Below are 19,752 nucleotides of genomic sequence, written 5' to 3' on the forward strand. Positions count from 1 at the left end.
GGCCTATTCCTTCGGCACCAGCTTGGGATCCTTGGTGAAGGCGTCGTCGACCTCTTCTTCGGTGATCCGCTTGGACGGATCTCCCGGCTGGTTGAGGTTCTGTTCTTCGGTGCCGTCGCCCATCATGCCGGGGTGAGGGTCCTTGGGGTCTTTCTCGGCCATAGTGATCTCCTTTGCCGCGATGCAAAGGCAATCCGCGGATGCCGCAGGGCGTTCCATCACGCCGGCGCGAGCCTGAAGACGACTAGCGTTTCAGGCGCCGCGCATTGGCGGTGGCCTTGGCGTGGACCGGCGCCAGGGCCTGTCCCTGCGCTTTCAGCGCGGCGCCGTAGAAGGCCCAGCCGTCGCTCATCGCCCGGCTCCAGGCGCCCATCGCCCAGTCGCTTTGGGCGGCGGCGAAGGCGAAGGGGGTGTCGGCGCGCGCCAGTCTGGCCAGGCAGTCGGCGGCCTCGGCCCCTTCGCGCGCGGCTGCGCGGCCCGCCCGTTCGGCCAGATCCATCGCCCCGGCATAGGCCGCCCCGGCCGAGGCCGCCATGGCCTCGACCTTCTCGGTTCCCATGCGGCCCAGCTCGGCATGGTCGGCGCGCAGCGGATCGGCCATGGCCTCGCCCATGATCCCCAGCCGTCGCGTGATGACGGCGGCCGAGGCCTGGGCCAGTTCCTGACCGGCCTGGGCGTTGCGCAGGGCGTTGCGGGCGGTCTTCTGCATGGGGCTCATGCAGCGACCCTGAGCCTGTTTCAGGCGACCGGCAAGACTTCCTGTGCGAACTCCGTCAGATCGCGGATCAGGGCCGGGACGGCGGCGTCGATGATGCGCTGGCCCTTTTCCGGGGTCGCCTGGGCCGGGTCCGAGCCGATGCGGCCGTCGGGGAAGCGGGCGCGATAGTCGTTGGCGTCGCGGATCGGGCCGAAGGGGGCGATCTTCGGCTCATAGTGGGCGGTCTTGACCCGGTCGGGATAGCCCGCCTGGGTCACGGCGATCTCGGACGGGGTGGCGTGGCTGCCGTGGCCCGTCGGGAAGATGTCCTCGCACAGCTTCTGCACGCCCGGCAGGTCCCACCAGTTGCGCAGCTTCAGCACGAAGGGCGGACGCTCGGCCCAGGGCTCGGGCGTGAAGGACCAGTCGGCGTAGATCTCGGCGAAGGCGGCCTCGATGGTGGCGACGTTGCCGCCGTGGCCGTTGAGGAAATAGATCCGCTCGAAGCCGTGGCGCGTCAGCGACGACACCCAGTCGGCGATCGCCGCCATGAAGGTCGACGGGCGCAGGGTGATGGTGCCGGGAAAGGCCAGGTGGTGCTGGGCCATGCCGATGTTGAAGGTGGGCGTGACCACCAGACTGTCGTCGCCCTTCTCTGCGGCGTGGGCGATGATCTCGGGGCACAGCCAGTCGGTGCCCAAAAGGCCGGTCGGCCCGTGCTGCTCGTTCGAGCCGATCGGCACGATCACCGTCTTGGACAACAGGGCGCCGGACTTCAGGCGCTCGTCGATCTCGGGCCAGGACGACAGGTGGATCAGCATGGGAAACGGCTCCGGCGGGCGCAAGGGAAAGGATTGAGGGCGGCTTTACGCTGATCCGCCTTCAGGGCCAATCAGGCGCAATCGCCTATTCCGGGGCGAAGGCGCGGACGAAGCGGCGGGCGACGTCGCGCGCCCGGGCGGGCAGGTCGGCGATTTCGGGATGCGGCAGCCCCAGCACCGAGCGCAGATGGCCGTGGCCCAGGGCCATGCCGGTGAACATCTCGGCGGCGGCCAGGGGGTCGGGGACGCTCAGGCGGCGCGCCTCGTCCTGGACCTTTAGCCAGGCGGCGATGCGCCGGACGCTCTCGCCCGGACCGGCGTCATAGATGGCGCGCGCCAGTTCCGGCGCCTCGGGCGAGACCAGGGCCACGCCGCGCAGGGAGGCGCCCTTGCCGCCTGTGCAGATCTTGCTGATCAGGGTCTCGGCGATGGCGGCCAGCACCGCCTCCGGCTCGGCGCCCGAAGTCAGCGGGGCGGTGACGGCGTCCGAGCGCTGGGCCGCCAGGGCCCGGCCGATCTCAGTCTTGGTCGCAAAACGATTGTAGAGGGTCTGTTTCGAGACGCCCGCACGCCGGGCGATCTCGCTCATCGAGGCCTTCGCGCCCTTTTCGACGAACAGGCTGGCGGCGGCCTGAAGGATAGCCTGGCTCTTTTGCTCGTCGATCTGGCCGCGGGCGCGGGGCATCAGTGGACATCCGAAGAAGCGGCGGCGGCGTTGGGTTTGGCGGGCTTGGACAGCAGGGTCAGGAAGCCCGCGCAGGCGCAGCCGATGGCCAGCAGGGCGAAGGCGTCGCCGAAGGCCAGAGTCGTCGCCTGTTTCTGCAACATCCCATAGACCGCCTTCAACGCCGAGGCCTGCGGGTCGATGGAGCCTGAAAAGCGCACGGCCATGCCGGCGATCATGTCGCGCACCCCCTGATGGGTCTGGTCGATGGCGCTGGTCAGCTCGGCCATGTGCAGGGCGGTGTTCTGGGTCAGGGAGGTGTTGAGGATGGCCAGGCCGAAGGCCCCGCCGACGTTGCGCGCCAGGTTCACCAGGCCCGAGGCGTTCTTGACCATATGCGGCGGCAGGGTGGCCATCGTCACCTGCTGTGAGGCGATCATGGCCAGCATGACCCCGGCGCCGCGCATGGCCTGAATGCCGGCGAACTCCCAGAAGCCCCACTCATCGGTCACGACGCGGGCGTCCCACATGCCCCAGGCGGCCAGCATGAAGCCGACGAACATCAGGATGCGGGCGTCGACCTTGCGCACCAGGCGCCCGGCGAGGGGGCCAGTGGCGAACATGGCGAGCCCCGAGACCACCATGGTGGTGCCCACCTCGGCCGCCGAATAGCCGCGCACCCGGCCCAGAAACAGCGGCAGCAGGAAGGTGCCGCCGAACAGGGCCGCGCCGACGATGAAGGTCATCAACACTCCCACCACGAAGTTGCGGTTGCCGAAGGCGCGCAGCTCCACGATCGGATTGCGATAGCTGAGCGAGCGCCAGATGAAGGCCGGGCCGCAGACGGCGGCGACGACGCTGAGCAGCAGGATCCGGTCGTCGGCGAACCAGTCCTCCTTGGCGCCTTCCTCCAGCACGAACTGCAGGCCCATCAGAAAAGCCGCCATCAGCATCAGGCCCCACCAGTCAAAGCCCTTGGCCAGACTGGGGTCGCCCTTGTCGAAATGGGCGTATCGCCCGACCAGGAACAGGACGATCACGCCGGGAAAGACGTTGATGAAGAACAGCCAGCGCCAACTAAGCCATTCCGTCAGATGGCCCCCCAGCGTCGGGCCGACGGTCGGCGCCAGCGTCACGATCAGCCCCATGATGACGCTGGCCGTCACGCGCCGCTCGGGCGGGAAGGCGGTGAAGGCCACCGCGAAGACGGTCGGGATCATCGCCCCGCCGACAAACCCCTGCAGCGCGCGGAAGACGATCATCATCTCGATGGAGGACGACAGGCCGACCATGACGCTCATGATCAGGAAGCCGAAGCAGGACGCGAGGAACACCTTTCGCGTGCCCCATAGCCGCGACAGATAGCCCGACAGGGGGATCATCACGACTTCGGGGATCAGATAGGCGGTCTGGATCCAGCTGATCTCATCGGCCGAAGCGCCGACCCCGGCCTGAATCTGCGGCAGGGAGGCGGCGACGATCTGTATGTCCAGAATGGCCATGAACTGGCCGATGACCATGCCGGCGAAGCCGAGCAGCAGGACCGTCCAGTTGATCTCGGGCTGGGCGGCTGGGGCCGATGACGCGGCCGCGTCGGTCACGGGGCGGGGCTCGGGTTGGCGGCTTCGGCGAAGGCGGCGCCGCCCGGGCTCTTCAGATCGACCTTGACCTCGACCGACAGGCCGGGGCGCAGGGCGATCGGCTGACCCTTGTCGTCGTGCTCGACCGCGATGCGGACCGGGACGCGCTGGGTGATCTTGGTGAAGTTGCCGGTGGCGTTCTCGACCGGGATCAGGGCGAACTCAGAGCCGGTGGCCGGGGCGAAGCTGTCGATCCGGCCTTGGAGCGACCGGCCGGGGAAGGCGTCAGCCTTGATCTCGACCGCCTGGCCCAGGCGCATGCGCCCGACCTGCGTCTCCTTGAAGTTGGCGACCACATAGGCGTCCGTCAGCGGCACCACCGACATCAGCTGGCCGCCCGCCTGAACGACCTGACCCGCGCGCGCGCCGCGCGCCCCGACGACGCCCGCCACCGGGGCGCGGATCACCGTGCGCTCAAGCGTCAGTTTCGCCTGTTCGACCAGGGCGCGCGCCTGCTCCACGGCGGCCACGCTCTGCTGGCGGGACGAACCGAGGGCGGCGACGGCGCGCTGTTCGGCGGTCAGGGCGGCCTGGGCCTGGGCGACCGAGGCGCGGGCGGTTTCGGCCGTGGCGCGCTGGGTCTCGATGCGCTGCTGCGAGACCCAGCCCTGGGCGGCCAACTTGCCGTAGCGGTCGACCTCGGCGCGGGCGAGATTGGCCTGGGCCTCGGCCTGGGTCACGGCGGCGGCGCGCGCGGCGACGGTGGCCTGCTCCTGCTCGGCGCGGGCGTCGACATTGGCCACGGCGGCGCTCAGGGCCGCCAGATTGGCCTCGGCCTGGGCCAGGGCCGCGCGGGCGTCGGCGTCGTCCAGCCGGACCAGCACCTGACCGGCCTCGACGCGCTGGTTATCCTTGACCAGGACCTCGACCACCTCGCCGTTGATGCGGGGGCTGACGGCCACGGTGTCCGCCTGAACGAAGGCGTTGTCGGTGGCTTCCCAGCGCTGTTTGCCCTGCCACCAGACCACGCCGCCGACGATGAGGCCGAGGCCGACGACGCCGGCGACGATCAGGGGCAGACGCTTCTTGAGCGCGGCGGGGAGGGCCATGGAGAGACAGCTCGCTTGGAATTTCGCGCGTAAAATGGACGGCGGCGTCTAGAATACAACCCCGAACCGCGCCTTTTTGTCGCAGCGTGTCGCGCGGGCGACGTTGACGCCGCGCGCCGGGGAGGCGAAGCGGGGGCATGGCTCCGTTGAAATCCGCGTCCCGCCAGAAGAAGGCCGTTCAGAAGGCCGGCCTGACCCCGCCGCCCGGCAAGCGCTCGCGCCAGCCGAAGACGGCCCCCGTCGGGGCGATTATCGCCTGGCCGCCGGATGAGGATCGGGTGGAGGAGATCTTCGTCCGCCTGTCCGGCGTCATGCCCGACCCCAAGACCGAGCTGGAATTCGTCAATCCCTACACCCTGGTGGTGGCGGTCGCCCTGTCGGCCCAGGCGACCGACGTGGGGGTCAATAAGGCCACGCGCGCCTTGTTCGCCGTGGCCGACACGCCGCAGAAAATGCTGGCCCTGGGCGAGGAGGGGCTGATCCCGCTGATCTCGTCGATCGGCCTGTATCGCACCAAGGCGAAGAACGTCATCGCCGCCGCGCGGATGCTGGTCGAGAAGCACGGCGGCGAGGTGCCGCTGAACCGCGCCGACCTGCAGGCTCTGCCGGGCGTGGGGCGCAAGACCGCCAGCGTGGTGCTGAACGAACTGGGGATCGAGCCGGCCATCGCGGTGGACACCCACGTCTTCCGTGTCTCGCATCGGCTGGGCTTGGCCAACGCTTCGACGCCGGACAAGGTCGAGGCCCAGCTGCATCAGGTGGTGCCGGAGGCCTGGCTGCCCAAGGCCCACCATTGGCTGATCCTGCACGGCCGCTACACCTGTCTGGCCCAGCGGCCGAAGTGCGCGGGATGCGTGATCTCGGACCTGTGCCCGTCGCGGGCCAGCTTCATGGGCGTGTAGGCCTAGCGCTCCAGCCGCGCCCGCACCGCCTGACCGAAGCGGGCGCCAGCTTCAGGCGCGGCGGCCAGGTAGAAGTCCGGCTCGATCAGTTCGGCCTCCATCAGCACCCAGTCGCCGTCGTCGCCCTTCGTCATGTCGATGCGGGCGTAGAGGAGGTCTTCGTCGATGACGGCCAGGGTGCGTTCGGCCAGATCCAGCGCGCCCTGAGGCGCGGCCTTCAGCGCCTGGTATTGTCCGCCGTACTGGGTCTGGATGCGGAACTCGCCCGCCGCGCCGGGGCGCTTGTTCACGACGTGGCTCAGTTCGCCGCCGAAATAGAGCAGGGAGGTCTCGCCCTCGGTCTCGATGGCCTTGAGATAGGGCTGGATCATCGTCCCGCCGACGGGGGCATTGGCCAGAGCCACGTCCAAGGGTTCGCCCGCCGTCACCCGCAGGGTGCGCCAGGCGCCGCCCGAGACGGTGGGCTTGACGATCAGGGTTTCGGCGCCTGTCGCGGCGAAGGCGGCTTCCAGAACCGCAGCGTCGACGTGGTCGGCGAAGATCGTCTCGGGCACGGCGACGCCTTTCTCCCCCAGGCGGGCCAGATAGCGTTTGTCGGCGTTCCAGCGCAGGGTCGCGGCTGGATTGGCCAGGGGCGCGCCCGCCTCGGCCCAGGTCGTGCAGGCCTGGACCCAGCGGTCGTGGCCCTGATGATAGCCCCAGACCAGCAGCGGCAGGACCAGGGGGAAGTCCATCAGGGCGCGGGCGTTCTCGACGTGATCGGTCCAGGGCGTCGGCCGCGCCGTGATCCCCGCCGTCGCCAGCGCCTCGCCCAGCCGGTCCAGCACGCCCGGCCACAGGGTCGAATAGGTGGGGTCGGCCGGGTCGGGGGTCAGGACGGCGACGTCGGTCATAGGCGCGGCTCCGCAAGGCCCGGCGAGGGCGGTGTGCAACAGGTCCATCGGCTTTAGGCCGCCGCCGGATCGGCGTGAAGGGCCGCTTTTCGCACGGCAGCGGGGCCGGCGCACTGGCGCGCGGCCGTCTCGCCCGCTATGGGGCGGACATGACCCAATCCCTGCCCGCCTTCGCCCAAAACGCCCGTTTCGACGTCTGCGCCCTGGGCAACGCCATCGTCGACGTCCTGGCGCCGTGCGATGCGGCCTTCCTGGAGGCCAAGGGCCTGATCCCCGGCTCGATGCAGCTGGTCGACGAGGCGCAGAGCGCGACCCTGTATGACGCCATGGCGGCGGGGGTCGAGGCCTCGGGCGGATCGGCGGGCAACACCGTGGCGGGCGTCGGCTCGTTCGGCGGGCGCGCCGCCTATATCGGCAAGGTGGCCAAGGACACCCTGGGCGAGGTCTTCAGCCACGACATCCGCGCTGTCGGCGTCCACTTCGACACCCCCGTGCTGGAAGACGGCGCCGGTAAGGGTTTCGGCACCGGCCGCTGCCTGATCAACGTCACGCCGGACGGCCAGCGCACCATGTGCACCTTCCTGGGCGCCGCCAACCAGCTGACGACGGCCGACGTCGACGCGGGCGTGATCGGCGACAGCGCCATCGTCTATCTGGAAGGCTATCTGTTCGATCCGGCCCCGGCCCGCGCGGCTTTCGAGGCCGCCGCCGCCGCCGCCCATGCGGCGGGCCGCAAGGTCGCCATCACCCTGTCGGACAGCTTCGTGGTGCACCGCTGGCGCGCTGAACTGCTGGCCTTCATCGAGAGCTCGGCTGACATCGTCCTGGCCAATGAGGCCGAGCTGCACGCCCTGTTCGAGACCGAGGACTTTGACCACGCCGCCGCCCACCTTGGCCGCATCGTCGAGGTGGCGGCCGTGACGCGCGGCGCCGCCGGTTCGGTGCTGTTCCGCGGCGGCGAGCGGGTCGAGGTCGCCGCCTATCCGGTCGAGAAGGTCGTCGACACCACGGGCGCCGGGGATCAGTACGCGGCGGGCGTTCTGCTGGGCCTGTCGCGCGGCCTGTCCCTGGCCGAGGCCGGGGCGTTGGGTTCGCTGGCCGCGTCGGAAGTCATCGCCCACTGGGGTCCGCGTCCGATGGTCGGGCTGAAGGATCTGGCGGCGCAGCACGGCCTGAGCCTCTAAGAGCCGCGACAAAGGGTCGGACGCCGCGCCCGCTTGCCGTGGGGCGCTGGGCCGCGTAATCGGCGGCCCATGTTCGGCCTCGCCAATCCCGACCGCTTCATGCGCTTCACCGGCCCCCTGGTTCCGGTGCTGTGGATCTGCGCGCTCGGCCTGCTGCTGCTGGGGACGTGGTTCAGCTTCGCCGCGCCGGGCGACTATCAGCAGGGCGACACGGTGCGCATCATGTTCATTCACGTCCCGGCGGCGTCGCTGGGGCTGATGGCCTATGGAGCGCTGGGTGTCTCTAGCTTCTTCGCCCTGGTGTTCCGCCATCCGCTGGCCGATGCAGCGGCGCGGGCGGCCGCCGTGCCGGGTGCGGCCTTGACCGCCCTGGCCCTGGTCACCGGCGCCCTGTGGGGCCAGCCCATGTGGGGGACGTGGTGGGTGTGGGACGCGCGCCTGACCTCGGTGCTGGTGCTGTTCCTCTTCTACCTCGGCTATATGGCCCTGCGCAGCTCGATCGACGATGAGGCCAAGGCGGCGCGGGCGGCGGCGGTGCTGGGTCTGGTCGGCCTGATCAACCTGCCGATCGTCAAGTTCTCGGTCGATTGGTGGAACACCCTGCACCAGCCCGCGTCGCTGCTGCGGTCGGGCGGGACCAGCGTGGACCCGGTCTTCCTGCCCGCCCTGCTGACGATGATGGCGGCCTACGCCGTGCTGTTCGGGGCGATCTGGCTGACGTCGATCCGCACCGAGGTCCGTCGCCGTCGTGTTCTGACCCTTCGCGCCCGCGCGGCGCTGGAAGCCTGATGGAGTTGTCTCATGCTTGATCTGGACATGAGCCCCTACGGCGCCTTCGTCTGGCCCGCTTGGGGGATCAGCGCCGTGGTGCTGGCCGCCCTGTCGGCGCGCGCCCTGATCGCCGCCCGCCGCTGGAAGCGGGAGCTGGCCCGGCTGGAGGCCGCGCGTAAATGAAGCGCTGGCTGGCCCTGCTGCCCATCGTCGTTCTGGTCGCGCTGGGCGTCTTTCTGATGACGCAGATGGACCGGATGGCGGGCGACCCCGCCGCCGGGCCGACCTATCGTCCCGACGCGCTGGTCGGTCAGCTCATCCCCGAGACGACGGTCCTGCCCATCCTGTCGGACGGCAAGGCCAGCGACGACCTTCTGGACCTGAAGACGGCGGGCGTGGGCAAGCCGATGATCGTCAACGTCTTCGCCAGCTGGTGCGCGCCGTGCCGCCTGGAGCATCCGCAGCTGATGGAGCTGAAGGAGCAGGGGATCGCCGTGGTCGGCGTGGCCTATAAGGACGACCCCGTCGCCACCGACGCCTTCCTGGACGAGCTGGGCGACCCCTATCGTCTGGTGCTGGTCGACCGCGAGGGACGCGCCGGGCTGGACCTGGGCGTGTCGGGCGTGCCCGAGAGCTTCGCCGTCGACGCCTATGGGACCATCGTCGCCAAGTCCTCGGGGCCGATCCTGACCGACGCCGATCTGAAGACGCTGACCGACGCCCTGAACGCTCCAGCGCGTTGAGGCGACCGCCCGAAACAGGGTGAATCGCGCATTAACCATATCTAGACGAAGCGCGGGCATCCTTGGCCCATGTCCGCCATTTCGTCCGAGCGGCCGGCCTTTCCGCCTCAGGCGGGCGGCGCGGCCCACGCCCTGAGAACGGCCCAGTCGGCCTTCTTCCGCCAAGCCATGGGGCTGGCGGCGCCGGTTGCGGCTGAGGAGACGATGCGTTCGGCTGCGGCGGTTTCTGCGCCGGTCGAACAGGCGGCGCCGACATCGCGGCTGCAACGCCCCGGCTCGCTGCTGGACATTCGGGTATAGGCTGCGGCCTCATGCTCCGCTCCTGCCGGCGGACGCCGGGATGAGCGGGAGAGGAAGGGGTCAGCTTTCAGTCGCGCCCTTGAGCGGGACCACAACGGCGTCGGCCGCGGTATCAGCCTGCGGTTGCTCCACGACCGGCTCGCCCTTCTTCTTCCTGCCCCGGTCGTCGCCTTTGCGCGCGGCCTTTTCCGCCTTCTTGGCTTCCTTGGCGGCTCTCTTCGCCGCCTTGACCTCGGCGCGGACTTGTTCGGGGGCGGCGTCGGCGGCGTCGGAGAGGCTGCAAAGCAGGTCCAGGAAACTGTCGCGCTTGGATTTGGGCAGCAGGCCCATGATCCGCTTGTCGGCGGCCTCGACGCGCGGGCGGGCGGCGATGAGGGCGGCCTCGCCCTCAGGCGACAGGCGAACGGCCTTGGCGCGCGCATCCAGCGTCGAGCGTTCGCGCTCCAGCAGGCCCTTGGTCGTCATGCGCGCCACCAGATCCGCCAGGGTCGAGCGGTCGATCCCGGTCGCCTTGACCAGGTCGGTCTGCGTCAGGCCCGAGCGGGCGGCCACGGCCTCCAGCACGGCGAACTGGCGCTGGGTCAACCCCTCCGGCCCGGCTTCCTCGGCGTAGATGTCCAGCGCCAGCTGCAGCGCCCGATGAATCAGGTGGCTCGGCGATTCCGCCAGCCCGCCCTTGATCTTGGCCTGCTTGCCCGACTTGATCATCGTCTTCGTTCCCGAACAGCCCGATACCGGCCGTGGCCGGATGATGCTGCGACAGCTAACAGTCTGGCTTAACGCTTTGACGACGCAAACGCTGACGGTTTGAAGACATTTAAGCAGGCCTACCGCGCGTTCGCGCTGCTTGAGGCCTTTGTTGGCGGGCCTATCGGGCTTCGCCCTACTTGAGGCCCGGAAATGGATGATCGAGCCCTGCTATGCCTCCGTCATCCTCGGGCTTGACCCGAGGATCGAGCCTAGCGGCGCGCTTTTGCGTTCCGACGTCGCGCAGGCGGACAATCCGATCCTCGGGTCAAGCCCGAGGATGACGGGAGAAGTGAGACCCAACCCTAAAGGCCCGTGTCGGGCGAGACGGGGCCCGGTTCCTCGTCCTTGGTCATGTTCTTCAGGATCAGCGGCACCTGCGACAGGCCGAAGATCGAGGCCGCGATCCACAGCACGCCGCGGAAGGCGGTCCAGACGCCGTTGGGATCGGGCGTCCCCAGGTTGAGCGCCGACCAGATGGCGGTGACGGCGGTCGGGCTGCGGAACACTTCATTGGCGATGGCGACGGCCAGGAAGTAGAGGCCGTAGCGGAAGGTCAGTTTGCGCCACGCCTCGTCGGTCACCTTGATGGCCGAGCCCAGCAGGGCCTTGAACGGGTATTTCTTCAGCGGCAGCGAGCCGAGCAGGACGGCGGCCAGCAGGCCGTTCTGTACCGTCAGCTTGAGCTTCACGAACAGGTCGTCGTCGGTGACGATGGTCAGGACGCCGAACACCAGGGCGAAGCCGCCGGTGATCAGGGGCATGGGCGCCAGGCGCCGCTCCAGCACGAAGCCGACGGCCAGGGCGATCATCGAGGCGATGACCAGCACCCACGTCGCCTTGATCATGTCGCGGGTGATGAAATAGGCGGCCATGAAGGCGACCAGGGCGCCGAAGTCGACGGCCTGCCGGATCCATTGCGGACGTTTGCTCTGGGTCGCTTCAGTCATGGATCAGTCCTCAAGCCCGACCAGCGATCGGGAAAACGCGCGGGCGTCGAAAGGTTGCAGGTCCTCGACCCCTTCGCCGACGCCGATCAGCTTGATCGGGGCGTCGGAGGCCTGGGCCACCGGCACCAGGACGCCGCCGCGCGCGGTGCCGTCCAGCTTGGTCATCACCACGCCCGAGACATAGGCGGTGCGGCCGAAAATCTTTTCCTGCTCCAGCGCGTTGCGGCCGACGGTGGCGTCCAGCACCAGCAGGGTTTCGTGCGGGGCGTCCGCATCGACCTTCTTCAGCACGCGCACGATTTTGAGTAGTTCGTCCATCAGGGTGGACTTGTTCTGCAGCCGCCCGGCCGTGTCGATCAGGACGACGTCGAAGCCTTCCGCCTTGGCCTTGGCGTATGCGTCGAAGGCCAGACCGGCGGCGTCGGCGCCGTCGCGGCGGCTTTCGAAATGAGCGCCCGCGCGGTCGGCCCAGACCTTCAGCTGCTCGCGGGCGGCGGCGCGGAAGGTGTCGCCGGCGACGATCATCACCTTGGCGCCCTTGCCTGTCAGGTCGGAGGCGATCTTGCCCAGGGTCGTCGTCTTGCCCGAGCCGTTCACGCCGACGAACAGGACCACATAGGGCTTGGGCCCGCTGAGGGGATCGAACGTCGCCTGACGCGGCGTCAGTTCGGCCGCCACGGCCTCGGCCAAGGCTTCCTTGACCTCGCGCTCGTCAGAGGTCTTGCCGAACCGCAGGGCGCGAAAGCGCTCGACGATGCGGGCCGAGGCGGCGGGACCCAGATCGCTCTCGATCAGATGTTCCTCCAGCCGCTCCAGCGCCTCCTCCGAGAGGGGCTCCTTCACGAAGGTCGAGACGACCTGATCGGTCATCTGCTTGGAGGATCGGGACAGACCCGCGCTCAGCCGCTGAAACCAGCCTTTTTTGGGCGTATCGCTCATGGTGTGAGCCTTAGCCGACGGCGGTTCGCAGGTCACGAACTTCCCGCTGCCCGCTCATCCCGGCGGACGCCGGGACCCAGTGCTTTGGCTTCGGGCCGCAACCCTATATTGATCGAACGGTCTTAGAGATCGAGCGCCGCGCCTCGCGGCTCTCACTGGATCCCGGCGTCCGCCGGGATGAGCGGATGGATTGATGGCCTCGAACAGTTCCTTCCATGCCCCCAGCCGCCACGGCTTCGTGCGCGTCGCCGCCGCGACCCCGGTGGTTCATATCGCCGACCCGGCCGCCAACGCCGAGGAGCATGCACGGCTGATCCGTCAGGCGGGCGAGAAGGGCGTGGACCTGCTGGTCTTCCCCGAACTGTCGCTGAGCGCCTACGCCATCGACGACCTGCACCTGCAGGCGGCCCTGCTGGACGAGGTCGAGCGCCAGATCGCCCGTCTGGCCGCGGTCGCGGACGAGGCGAGCGTGATCGCCGTCATCGGCGCGCCGATCCGCAACGGCGACGCCCTGTTCAACTGCGCCGTCGTGCTGGGCGGGGGCGAGGTGCTGGGCGTGGTCCCCAAGACCTATCTGCCCAACTATCGCGAATACTATGAGAAGCGCTGGTTCGCGCCCGCCGCCAGCCGTAGCGAGGACGCCGTCGTCCTCAATGGCGAGCGCGTCGACTTCGCCCCGGGCCTGATCTTTGAGGCGACGAACCGGCCGGGCTTCGTTTTTGCGGTCGAGGTCTGCGAGGACTTCTGGGCGCCGCTGCCGCCGTCCACGCGGGCGGCGCTCGCAGGCGCGCGCATCCTGTGCAACCTGTCGGCCTCCAACATCGTCATCGGCAAGGCCGACGAGCGCGCCCTGCTGTGCGCCAGCCAGTCGGCGCGCACCCTGTCGGCCTATGTTTTCGCCGCTTCGGGCTGGGGCGAAAGCACCACCGATCTGGCGTGGGACGGTCAGGCGACCATCCATGAGCTGGGCGCGCGGCTGGCCGAGGGCGAACGGTTCGCGATGCATAGCCATCTGACGGTGGCCGACGTGGACGTGGACCGCATCGGTCTGGACCGCTTACGCAACGGCACCTTCGCCGACTGCGCCCGGATCGAGGGCGAGGCCGCGACGGTGGTTCCGTTCGAGGCGGGGGAGGGGCCGGCCGACGCCCTGATCCGCCCGCTGGACCGCTTCCCCTTCGTCCCGGACGATGCGGCGCGGCTGGATCAGGACTGCTTCGAGGCCTTCAACATTCAGGTCCAGGGCCTGATGCGGCGGATGACGGCGACGGGGTCCAAGACCCTGGTGATCGGCGTCTCGGGCGGTTTGGATTCGACCCAGGCCCTGCTGGTCGCCTGTCGCGCCTTTGACCGGCTGGAGCTGCCGCGCACGGGCATTCTGGCCTTCACCATGCCCGGTTTCGCCACTTCCGAGGGGACCAAGTCCAACGCCTGGAAATTGATGACGGCGCTGGGCGTGACGGGCGCCGAGATCGACATCCGGCCCGCCGCCGAACAGATGCTGCGCGACATCGGCCATGCTTTCGCGAACGGCGAGCCGGTGCACGACATCACCTTTGAGAACGTGCAGGCGGGTCTGCGCACCGACTATCTGTTCCGGCTGGCCAATCAGAACCACGGCTTCGTTCTGGGCACCGGCGATCTGTCGGAACTGGCGCTGGGGTGGTGCACCTATGGCGTCGGCGACCACATGAGCCACTACAACGTCAACGGCGGGGTGGCGAAGACCCTGATCCAGCACCTGATCCGTTGGGTGGCCGAGCGCGGTCTGGTGGGCGAGGCCGCGACGCCGACCCTGCACGCCATTCTGGCTACCGAGATCTCGCCCGAGCTGGTGCCCGCGGGCGCCGACGGGGCGATCCAGTCGACGCAGAGCATCGTCGGTCCCTATGCGCTGAACGACTTCTTCCTGTTCTACATCAGCCGCTTCGGCTTCAAGCCGTCCAAGGTCGCCTTCCTGGCGCATCAGGCCTGGGGCGACGCGGCGACGGGACGCTGGCCGGTCGGCCTGCCGCAGGGCGAGCGGGTCGCCTATGACCTGCCGACCATCAAGGGCTGGCTGCGCAAGTTCCTGATCCGCTTCTTCCAGACCAGCCAGTTCAAGCGCTCGGCCGTGCCGAACGGGCCGAAAGTGGTCACCGGCGGGTCGCTGTCGCCGCGTGGCGACTGGCGCGCGCCGTCGGATTCCTCAGCGCGGGTGTGGCTGGACGAACTGGACGCCAATACGCCTGAGAGTTGAAAGCGCCGTTTCGGGGTTTACCCGCCTGCATCACGCAGGTTAGCGTTTCGACCTCCCCGCCCTCTGTGAGACTGACATAGCCCGGTCGTGCGGGAGAGCCCGGACCTGTCCGGGTCAGCCTAGGGGCTGAGCGTTCGGGACTGGAGAAGGATACGCCATGCGTTTTGCAACGGCCGCCGCCCCGACCGCCATTCTGGCCGCCCTGTTTCTGACCGCCGCGCCCGCTCTGGCGCAGGACGGCGCTGAACCGGCGCCCGCCGCCGCGCCTGCCCCGGCCGGCGAGCCCACCGACGCCGAACTGGCCCAGTTCGCCGCCGCCATGAAGACGGTCTCGAGCGTGGCCGCCTCCGTCCAGAACGGAACGCCCACCGAGGAGCAACAAGCCCAGATGGCCGCCGCCGTGCAAAACTCGGGCCTGGCCGTCGAGCGCTTCAACGCTATTTCGGCCGCCGTCTCGGCGGATCCGGTGCTGCAGGCGCGCGCCGCCGTGGCTGGCGCCGCCCCGTCTGCGCCCGGCTCCGTGGGCGCTGGCGTGACGGACGCCGAAATCAGTCAGTTCGCCGCCGCCATGGCTGAAATCTCTGGCGTCGCCCGCGCCCTGAACGGCGCCCAGCCCAATGAGGAGCAGCAGGCGCAGATGGCGGCCGCCATCCAGAACTCGGGCCTCGAGATCGAGCGCTTCAACGCCATTTCCGCCGCCACGGCTCAGGATGAGCAGCTTCAGGCGCGCATCGCCCTTGCCCAGGCGCGGCAGGGCGAATAGGCCATACGGGACGGGCCGTCGCGGAAGCGGCGGCCTTCTCTCTATTGCAGGCAGGACCGATCATGAGCGACGACGTCACCAAGGACTCCAACGGCAACATCCTGTCGGACGGCGACAGCGTGACCCTGATCAAGGACCTGAAGGTCAAGGGCTCGGGCGGGGTGACGCTGAAGCGCGGCACGATGGTCAAGAACATCCGCCTGACCGGCGATCCCGATGAAATCGAAGCCAACGTCGAAAAGGTGCGCGGCCTGGTCCTGCGCACGGAGTTCGTCAAGAAGGCATAATTTAAGAGGCCTACCGCGCTTCGCGCTACTTGAGGCGCATTTAAGGGGCCTATCGCGCTTTGCGCTACTTGAGGCCCGTGACCTCGTGACCCTGTCATCCCGGAAGCCCGTAGGGCTATCCGGGACCGGCGGAAACGCGGCGTTTGAACAGCTGGCGGCAGCGTCCCGGGCGGTCCCGGCTCTCCGCTCCGCTGCGGCCGGGATGACGAGGAGGGTCGCCTCAGCCCACCCCCGCCAGAAACTCGAAGATGGCCGCCCGCGCCTCGGGTTCGTCCAGCATGGGGGCGTGGCCCACGCCGGGGATCTCGGCGTAGGCGAGGCTGGGCGCGGCCTTCTTCATCTTATCGACGATGGCGGGGCTGAGCAGGTCCGAGGTTCCGCCGCGCACCAGCAGGGTCGGCTTTTTGCGCGCCAGAGCCCGGAACGATGGCCACAGGTTGGGGACCAGGGCCTTGGACCCGGCCGCCTTGAACGGCGCTGCGATGTCGGGATCGTAGTCCAGCACCGGCGCGCCTTCGGTCCCCTCGCGGAAGATTCGGCGCGAGAAGGCGGCCCAATCCGCATCCGTATAATCGGGAAAGACCGTCTCATTGATGCGTCGGGCGTAGGCTGCAGCGTCGTCCCAGCTGTCGATCACGACCGGCTGGCCGGTATAGGCGGCGATGCGGGCCAGGCCCTCGGCGGCGACTTCGGGGCCGACGTCGTTCAGGATGGCGGCGGCGATGGCTTTGGGCTTCAGCGCCGTCAGCGCCATGGTGATCAGCCCGCCCATCGAGGTGCCGAGGAAGACCGCCTTCTCGATCCCCGTCTGCTCCATCAGGGCGACGACGTCCTTGGCGTAGACGTCCGGCGTGTAGGTCATGGGGTCGGGCGCCCGGTCCGACCGGCCGCGCCCACGCACGTCGACGGCCAGGACGCGGCGCCCGCTGTGCGCGATCAGCCCGGCGATGGCGCCGAAATCGGCGCTGTTGCGCGTCAGGCCGTGGATGGCGATGACCGGCAGGCGGGCCGGCCCCTCGGCCGGGGCGTAGTCGCGGGCGTAAAGGCTGAGGCCGTCGGGCGAAGTCCAGCGGCGCTCGACATAGCGGTCGGCCAACGGGGTGGTCATCGACATGGGGCGTCTCCGAACAGTCAATCTACGCGGACGACGTTAATTCATCGGATGCGGAATAGCGATCAGCCGGGCAGCAGATCGCGGACGAATTGATCCAGGTCGCCCTCGGTGAAGCGATGGCCCGCCACGCCCGCGCGCCGCGCCGCCTCCATGTCCGACGGCTGGTCCCCGATCATCAGCGAGCGGGACAGGTCCAGATCATGCTCGGCGGCGGCTTTCAGCAACATGCCCGGATTGGGTTTGCGGTCGGGGTGGTCGGGGTGGCGATAGCGCTCATCCGCCGCCTCAGAGTGAAAGGGACAGGCGTAGACGGCGTCGATGCGCCCGCCGCCCTCGGCGAGCCGCTCGATCAGCTGGCGGTTGAATTCATGCATGGTCTCTTCGCTGAACATGCCGCGCGCCACGCCTGACTGGTTGGTGACGATGACGGCGACATAGCCCGCCTCCTTCAGCCGCTTCACCGCCTCGGCCGCGCCGGGGATCAGCACCAGCTGGTCGGGCCGGTGCGGATAGCCGCTGTCGACGATCAGCACGCCGTCGCGATCCAGAAAGGCCCCTGGACGTTTCATGGGTCGGCTCATGATGGCTCCGTCAGCAGGGCCGAGAAGGCCGTCATCAGATGATAGAAGGTCGAGGCGGGGACGGCCGCGTCCTGCGCCCGGCCGTCGGCGTCGAAGGCGTCGAACCACAGGCCGGCGCGCGGCGTCGCCAGGTGCGTTTCGAACAGGCGGTCGACCAGACGGGCCGCTCGGTCCTGATCGCCGCGCAGATGCAGGGCCCGCAGCAGCTCGGTCTGGGCCCACAGGCGCACGCCGCCGTCGCGGACCCGTCCGATCCGGTCGATCTCGCGCACAGCCAGGCCATCGACGCGAACTCCGCAGGTCAGGGCGCTGGTGTAAAGCGCGCGCGCCGCTGCGCCGTGATCGGGCAGGCCGAGGCGCGCCGCCTCGCTCAGCAGCCAGACCCATTCCATGTGATGGCCGGGCTCGATGCACTGGCCTTCGGACCCGGGGCGGATGCTCCAGTCGCGCCCATAGAACTCGCCCAGCATCAGATGCTCGCGGTCGAAGAAGCGGCGGTTGAACAGGTCCAGCACCGACCGCGCCGCCGTCTCGAACGCAGGATCAGGCGCGGTCGCCTGCCAGGCCAGCAGGGCCTCCAGCATATGCATGTGCGGGTTCTGGCGGCGGGGCAGGACGGGCGGCAGCGCCTCCTGCCAGCCGCCGTGTTCCGGGTCGGCCATCTGGGCCTCGATGGCGGTCAGGGTCTCCAGCGCCAGAGGCCGCGCCCGCTCGTCCTTCAGCACTCGATGCGCCCCCGCAAGAGCGAACAGCACGAAGGCCAGGTCATACAGGTCCGGCGTGGCGTCGATGACCGCGCCCGCATCGTCCGTGGCGCGCACCCACAGGCCGTCGTCGCGCCGGGCGCCGTCGATCAGGGCGTCCAGTCCGGCGCGGGCGATGGCCTCGCCCTCGCTCCAGCCCAGCGCCGACGCCTCGGCGAAGACATGGATCTGGCGCGCCTGAACCCGTGTGCGACGCGGAGCGCCGGTGACGGCCCGCCCGCTGAAATCCAGCTTCTCATAGAAGCGCCCGTCGGCGTCGACCCCGGCTCGCGCCCACAGCGGCAGAGCCTGGCCGAACAGCCAGTCGCTAACCTGTTCCTTGGCGGCGGGGTCGAAGCGCATGATCCCGGATTAGGCGGCGCCCATGGCTTTGCCAAGCCGCCCCTTCGTTGCATCGCGCAACGCGAAGTGACCCCGGAGGGTTTGTTCAGCACCCCGGCGCTTTGGTAGGACGCAGCCTGACACAGACGACCCGCCTTCGCGTCCGCGCCCCGGAAGACGATCCCCCGCCGCGCCGGCCCTATCGAGAGAGCGACATCGCAATGACCATTCCCTTCATCGACCTCCAGGCCCAGCGCCTTCGCCTCGCCGGCAAGATCGAGGCCGCCGTCCAGGAGGCCGTGGTCGGCGGCGCCTGGGTCATGGGTCCGCAGGTGCGCCAGTTCGAGGCCGACCTGGCCGCCTTCGGCAAGGCCAAGCACGCCCTGGGCTGCGCCAACGGCACCGACGCCCTGGCCCTGCCGCTGATGGCTTGGGGGATCGGGCGCGGCGACGCGGTCTTTGTCCCCAGCTTCACCTTCGCCGCCACGGCCGAGGTCGTGCCCTGGTTCGACGCCGAGCCGGTCTTCGTCGACGTGGACGAGAACACCTACAACATGGACCCGGCCGCCCTGGAGCGGGCCATCGAGGGCATCAAGGCCGAGGGTCGCCTGACCCCACGCGTGGTCATCGCCGTCGACCTGTTCGGCCAGCCGGCCGACTATCCGGCCATCAAGGCGATCTGCGACAAATATGATCTGAAACTGATCTCGGACTCGGCCCAGGGCTTCGGCTGCACGATCGACGGCGCGCACCCGCTGAAATGGGCCGACGTGACCACCACCAGCTTCTTCCCGGCCAAGCCGCTGGGCTGCTACGGCGACGGCGGGGCGGTGCTGACCAACGACGACGATCTGGCACAGCTGATGGATTCCATCCGCGTCCACGGCAAGGCGGTGGCGGTCGACCTGAAGGACCGGACCTTTGACCACGACCCCAAATACCTGAACATGCGCATCGGCCTGAACAGCCGCCTGGACACCATCCAGGCCGCTGTCCTGATCGAGAAGCTGAAGGTCTTCGGCCAGGAGATCGAATGGCGCAACGCCGCCGCCGCCCGCTACAACGAGGGCCTGCGCGCCCACGTCGCCAAGGTTCCGGACGTTCCGGCGGGCAATGTCTCCAACTGGGCGCAGTATACGGTCGAGCATCCCGACCGCGACGCCCTGGCCGCGCACCTGAAGGATCAGGGCGTGCCCACGGCGGTCTATTATCCGATCCCGCTGCACCTGCAGCCCGCCTATGAGCATTTCCCGCGCGGCGCCGGGGGCCTGCCTGTCACCGAGCGGCTGAAGGATGTGGTGATCAGCCTGCCGATGCACTCGGACCTCGACGCACAGACGCAGGACCGCATCATCGCCGCCGTCGCCAGCTTCAAGGCCTGAT

At 69.1% G+C, this 19,752-nt stretch carries 23 protein-coding genes; 10 read left to right on the top strand and 13 right to left on the bottom strand.

What is annotated here, in order from left to right; all coding sequences use genetic code 11:
* Positions 1-3 precede the first annotated feature (3 nt).
* The 6 genes from DA69_RS14760 to DA69_RS12465 form a co-directional block, all read right to left on the bottom strand.
* Complete coding sequence (locus DA69_RS14760; protein ID WP_227157275.1) at positions 4-162, bottom strand: hypothetical protein; 159 nt, start codon at positions 160-162, stop codon at positions 4-6.
* 82 nt (positions 163-244) lie between these two features.
* On the bottom strand, positions 245-718 hold the full coding sequence (locus DA69_RS12445; protein ID WP_029972323.1) for a phasin family protein: 474 nt from the start codon (positions 716-718) through the stop codon (positions 245-247).
* Between the two features lie 20 nt (positions 719-738).
* A complete protein-coding gene (locus DA69_RS12450; protein WP_025976398.1) occupies positions 739-1,518 on the bottom strand; it encodes a creatininase family protein in 780 nt (259 codons plus the stop codon).
* A gap of 85 nt (positions 1,519-1,603) precedes the next feature.
* The gene (locus DA69_RS12455) at positions 1,604-2,203 is read right to left on the bottom strand and encodes a TetR/AcrR family transcriptional regulator (protein WP_025976397.1); all 600 of its coding nucleotides are present in this window, start codon (positions 2,201-2,203) and stop codon (positions 1,604-1,606) included.
* The gene (locus DA69_RS12460) at positions 2,203-3,783 is read right to left on the bottom strand and encodes a DHA2 family efflux MFS transporter permease subunit (protein ID WP_025976396.1); all 1,581 of its coding nucleotides are present in this window, start codon (positions 3,781-3,783) and stop codon (positions 2,203-2,205) included. Before DA69_RS12460 ends, DA69_RS12455 begins: the two co-directional genes overlap by 1 nt.
* A complete protein-coding gene (locus tag DA69_RS12465) occupies positions 3,780-4,871 on the bottom strand; it encodes an HlyD family secretion protein (RefSeq protein ID WP_025976395.1) in 1,092 nt (363 codons plus the stop codon). The genes DA69_RS12460 and DA69_RS12465 overlap by 4 nt, the downstream gene beginning before the upstream one ends.
* A 137-nt stretch (positions 4,872-5,008) precedes the next feature.
* On the opposite strand from DA69_RS12465, the gene nth reads away from it, so the two are divergent.
* A complete protein-coding gene (nth, locus tag DA69_RS12470) occupies positions 5,009-5,773 on the top strand; it encodes an endonuclease III (RefSeq protein ID WP_025976394.1) in 765 nt (254 codons plus the stop codon).
* Between the two features lie 2 nt (positions 5,774-5,775).
* On the opposite strand, the gene DA69_RS12475 is transcribed toward nth, so the two are convergent.
* A complete protein-coding gene (locus DA69_RS12475; RefSeq protein WP_025976393.1) occupies positions 5,776-6,666 on the bottom strand; it encodes an ATP-grasp domain-containing protein in 891 nt (296 codons plus the stop codon).
* Positions 6,667-6,815: 149 nt separating this feature from the next.
* On the opposite strand from DA69_RS12475, the gene DA69_RS12480 reads away from it, so the two are divergent.
* From DA69_RS12480 to DA69_RS12500, 5 genes are all read left to right on the top strand, one after another.
* Positions 6,816-7,850, top strand: a complete 1,035-nt coding sequence (locus tag DA69_RS12480; RefSeq protein ID WP_025976392.1) for an adenosine kinase — start codon at positions 6,816-6,818, stop codon at positions 7,848-7,850.
* Positions 7,851-7,919: 69 nt separating this feature from the next.
* Positions 7,920-8,639 (top strand): heme ABC transporter permease CcmC, encoded by a 720-nt coding sequence (gene ccmC / locus DA69_RS12485; protein ID WP_025976391.1) that lies wholly within the window; start codon positions 7,920-7,922, stop codon positions 8,637-8,639.
* A 12-nt stretch (positions 8,640-8,651) separates the two neighbouring features.
* Positions 8,652-8,804, top strand: coding sequence for a heme exporter protein CcmD (gene ccmD, locus DA69_RS12490; RefSeq protein WP_003166605.1), 153 nt, complete (start codon positions 8,652-8,654; stop codon positions 8,802-8,804).
* Positions 8,801-9,364, top strand: a complete 564-nt coding sequence (locus DA69_RS12495; protein WP_025976390.1) for a DsbE family thiol:disulfide interchange protein — start codon at positions 8,801-8,803, stop codon at positions 9,362-9,364. Before ccmD ends, DA69_RS12495 begins: the two co-directional genes overlap by 4 nt.
* Before the next feature lie 69 nt (positions 9,365-9,433).
* Complete coding sequence (locus tag DA69_RS12500) at positions 9,434-9,664, top strand: hypothetical protein (protein WP_025976389.1); 231 nt, start codon at positions 9,434-9,436, stop codon at positions 9,662-9,664.
* A gap of 60 nt (positions 9,665-9,724) precedes the next feature.
* On the opposite strand, the gene DA69_RS12505 is transcribed toward DA69_RS12500, so the two are convergent.
* The 3 genes from DA69_RS12505 to ftsY form a co-directional block, all read right to left on the bottom strand.
* Positions 9,725-10,372: a MarR family winged helix-turn-helix transcriptional regulator gene (locus DA69_RS12505; protein WP_025976388.1), complete on the bottom strand. Its 648-nt coding sequence runs from the start codon at positions 10,370-10,372 to the stop codon at positions 9,725-9,727.
* Between the two features lie 344 nt (positions 10,373-10,716).
* The gene (locus tag DA69_RS12510) at positions 10,717-11,361 is read right to left on the bottom strand and encodes an inner membrane-spanning protein YciB (RefSeq protein ID WP_025976387.1); all 645 of its coding nucleotides are present in this window, start codon (positions 11,359-11,361) and stop codon (positions 10,717-10,719) included.
* Positions 11,362-11,364: 3 nt separating this feature from the next.
* Positions 11,365-12,300 carry a signal recognition particle-docking protein FtsY gene (gene ftsY, locus DA69_RS12515; protein WP_025976386.1) on the bottom strand — a complete coding sequence of 312 codons (936 nt, stop codon included), beginning with the start codon at positions 12,298-12,300 and terminating at the stop codon, positions 11,365-11,367.
* 193 nt (positions 12,301-12,493) lie between these two features.
* Between ftsY and DA69_RS12520 the strand changes: the two genes are divergently transcribed.
* The 3 genes from DA69_RS12520 (at position 12,494) to DA69_RS12530 (ending at position 15,589) form a co-directional block, all read left to right on the top strand.
* Entirely contained in the window at positions 12,494-14,539 is a 2,046-nt protein-coding gene (locus DA69_RS12520) for an NAD(+) synthase (RefSeq protein ID WP_025976385.1), read from the top strand.
* Between the two features lie 157 nt (positions 14,540-14,696).
* Positions 14,697-15,302 carry a DUF4168 domain-containing protein gene (locus DA69_RS12525; RefSeq protein ID WP_025976384.1) on the top strand — a complete coding sequence of 202 codons (606 nt, stop codon included), beginning with the start codon at positions 14,697-14,699 and terminating at the stop codon, positions 15,300-15,302.
* Between the two features lie 62 nt (positions 15,303-15,364).
* Positions 15,365-15,589, top strand: coding sequence for an alkylphosphonate utilization protein (locus tag DA69_RS12530; protein ID WP_025976383.1), 225 nt, complete (start codon positions 15,365-15,367; stop codon positions 15,587-15,589).
* 220 nt (positions 15,590-15,809) lie between these two features.
* Here DA69_RS12530 and DA69_RS12535 read toward each other — a convergent pair whose 3' ends face one another.
* From DA69_RS12535 to DA69_RS12545, 3 genes are all read right to left on the bottom strand, one after another.
* Positions 15,810-16,703: an alpha/beta fold hydrolase gene (locus DA69_RS12535; protein WP_025976382.1), complete on the bottom strand. Its 894-nt coding sequence runs from the start codon at positions 16,701-16,703 to the stop codon at positions 15,810-15,812.
* Positions 16,704-16,765: 62 nt separating this feature from the next.
* Positions 16,766-17,272: a D-glycero-alpha-D-manno-heptose-1,7-bisphosphate 7-phosphatase gene (locus tag DA69_RS12540; RefSeq protein ID WP_025976381.1), complete on the bottom strand. Its 507-nt coding sequence runs from the start codon at positions 17,270-17,272 to the stop codon at positions 16,766-16,768.
* 8 nt (positions 17,273-17,280) lie between these two features.
* Positions 17,281-18,390 carry an AGE family epimerase/isomerase gene (locus DA69_RS12545; RefSeq protein WP_025976380.1) on the bottom strand — a complete coding sequence of 370 codons (1,110 nt, stop codon included), beginning with the start codon at positions 18,388-18,390 and terminating at the stop codon, positions 17,281-17,283.
* A gap of 200 nt (positions 18,391-18,590) precedes the next feature.
* Here DA69_RS12545 and DA69_RS12550 point away from each other — a divergent pair, with 200 nt between their 5' ends.
* Positions 18,591-19,751, top strand: coding sequence for a DegT/DnrJ/EryC1/StrS family aminotransferase (locus tag DA69_RS12550; protein WP_025976379.1), 1,161 nt, complete (start codon positions 18,591-18,593; stop codon positions 19,749-19,751).
* Position 19,752: the final 1 nt, after the last annotated feature.

Origin of the sequence: Brevundimonas naejangsanensis, from assembly GCF_000635915.2 — a bacterium.
GTDB classification, from domain to species: Bacteria; Pseudomonadota; Alphaproteobacteria; order Caulobacterales; family Caulobacteraceae; genus Brevundimonas; species Brevundimonas sanguinis.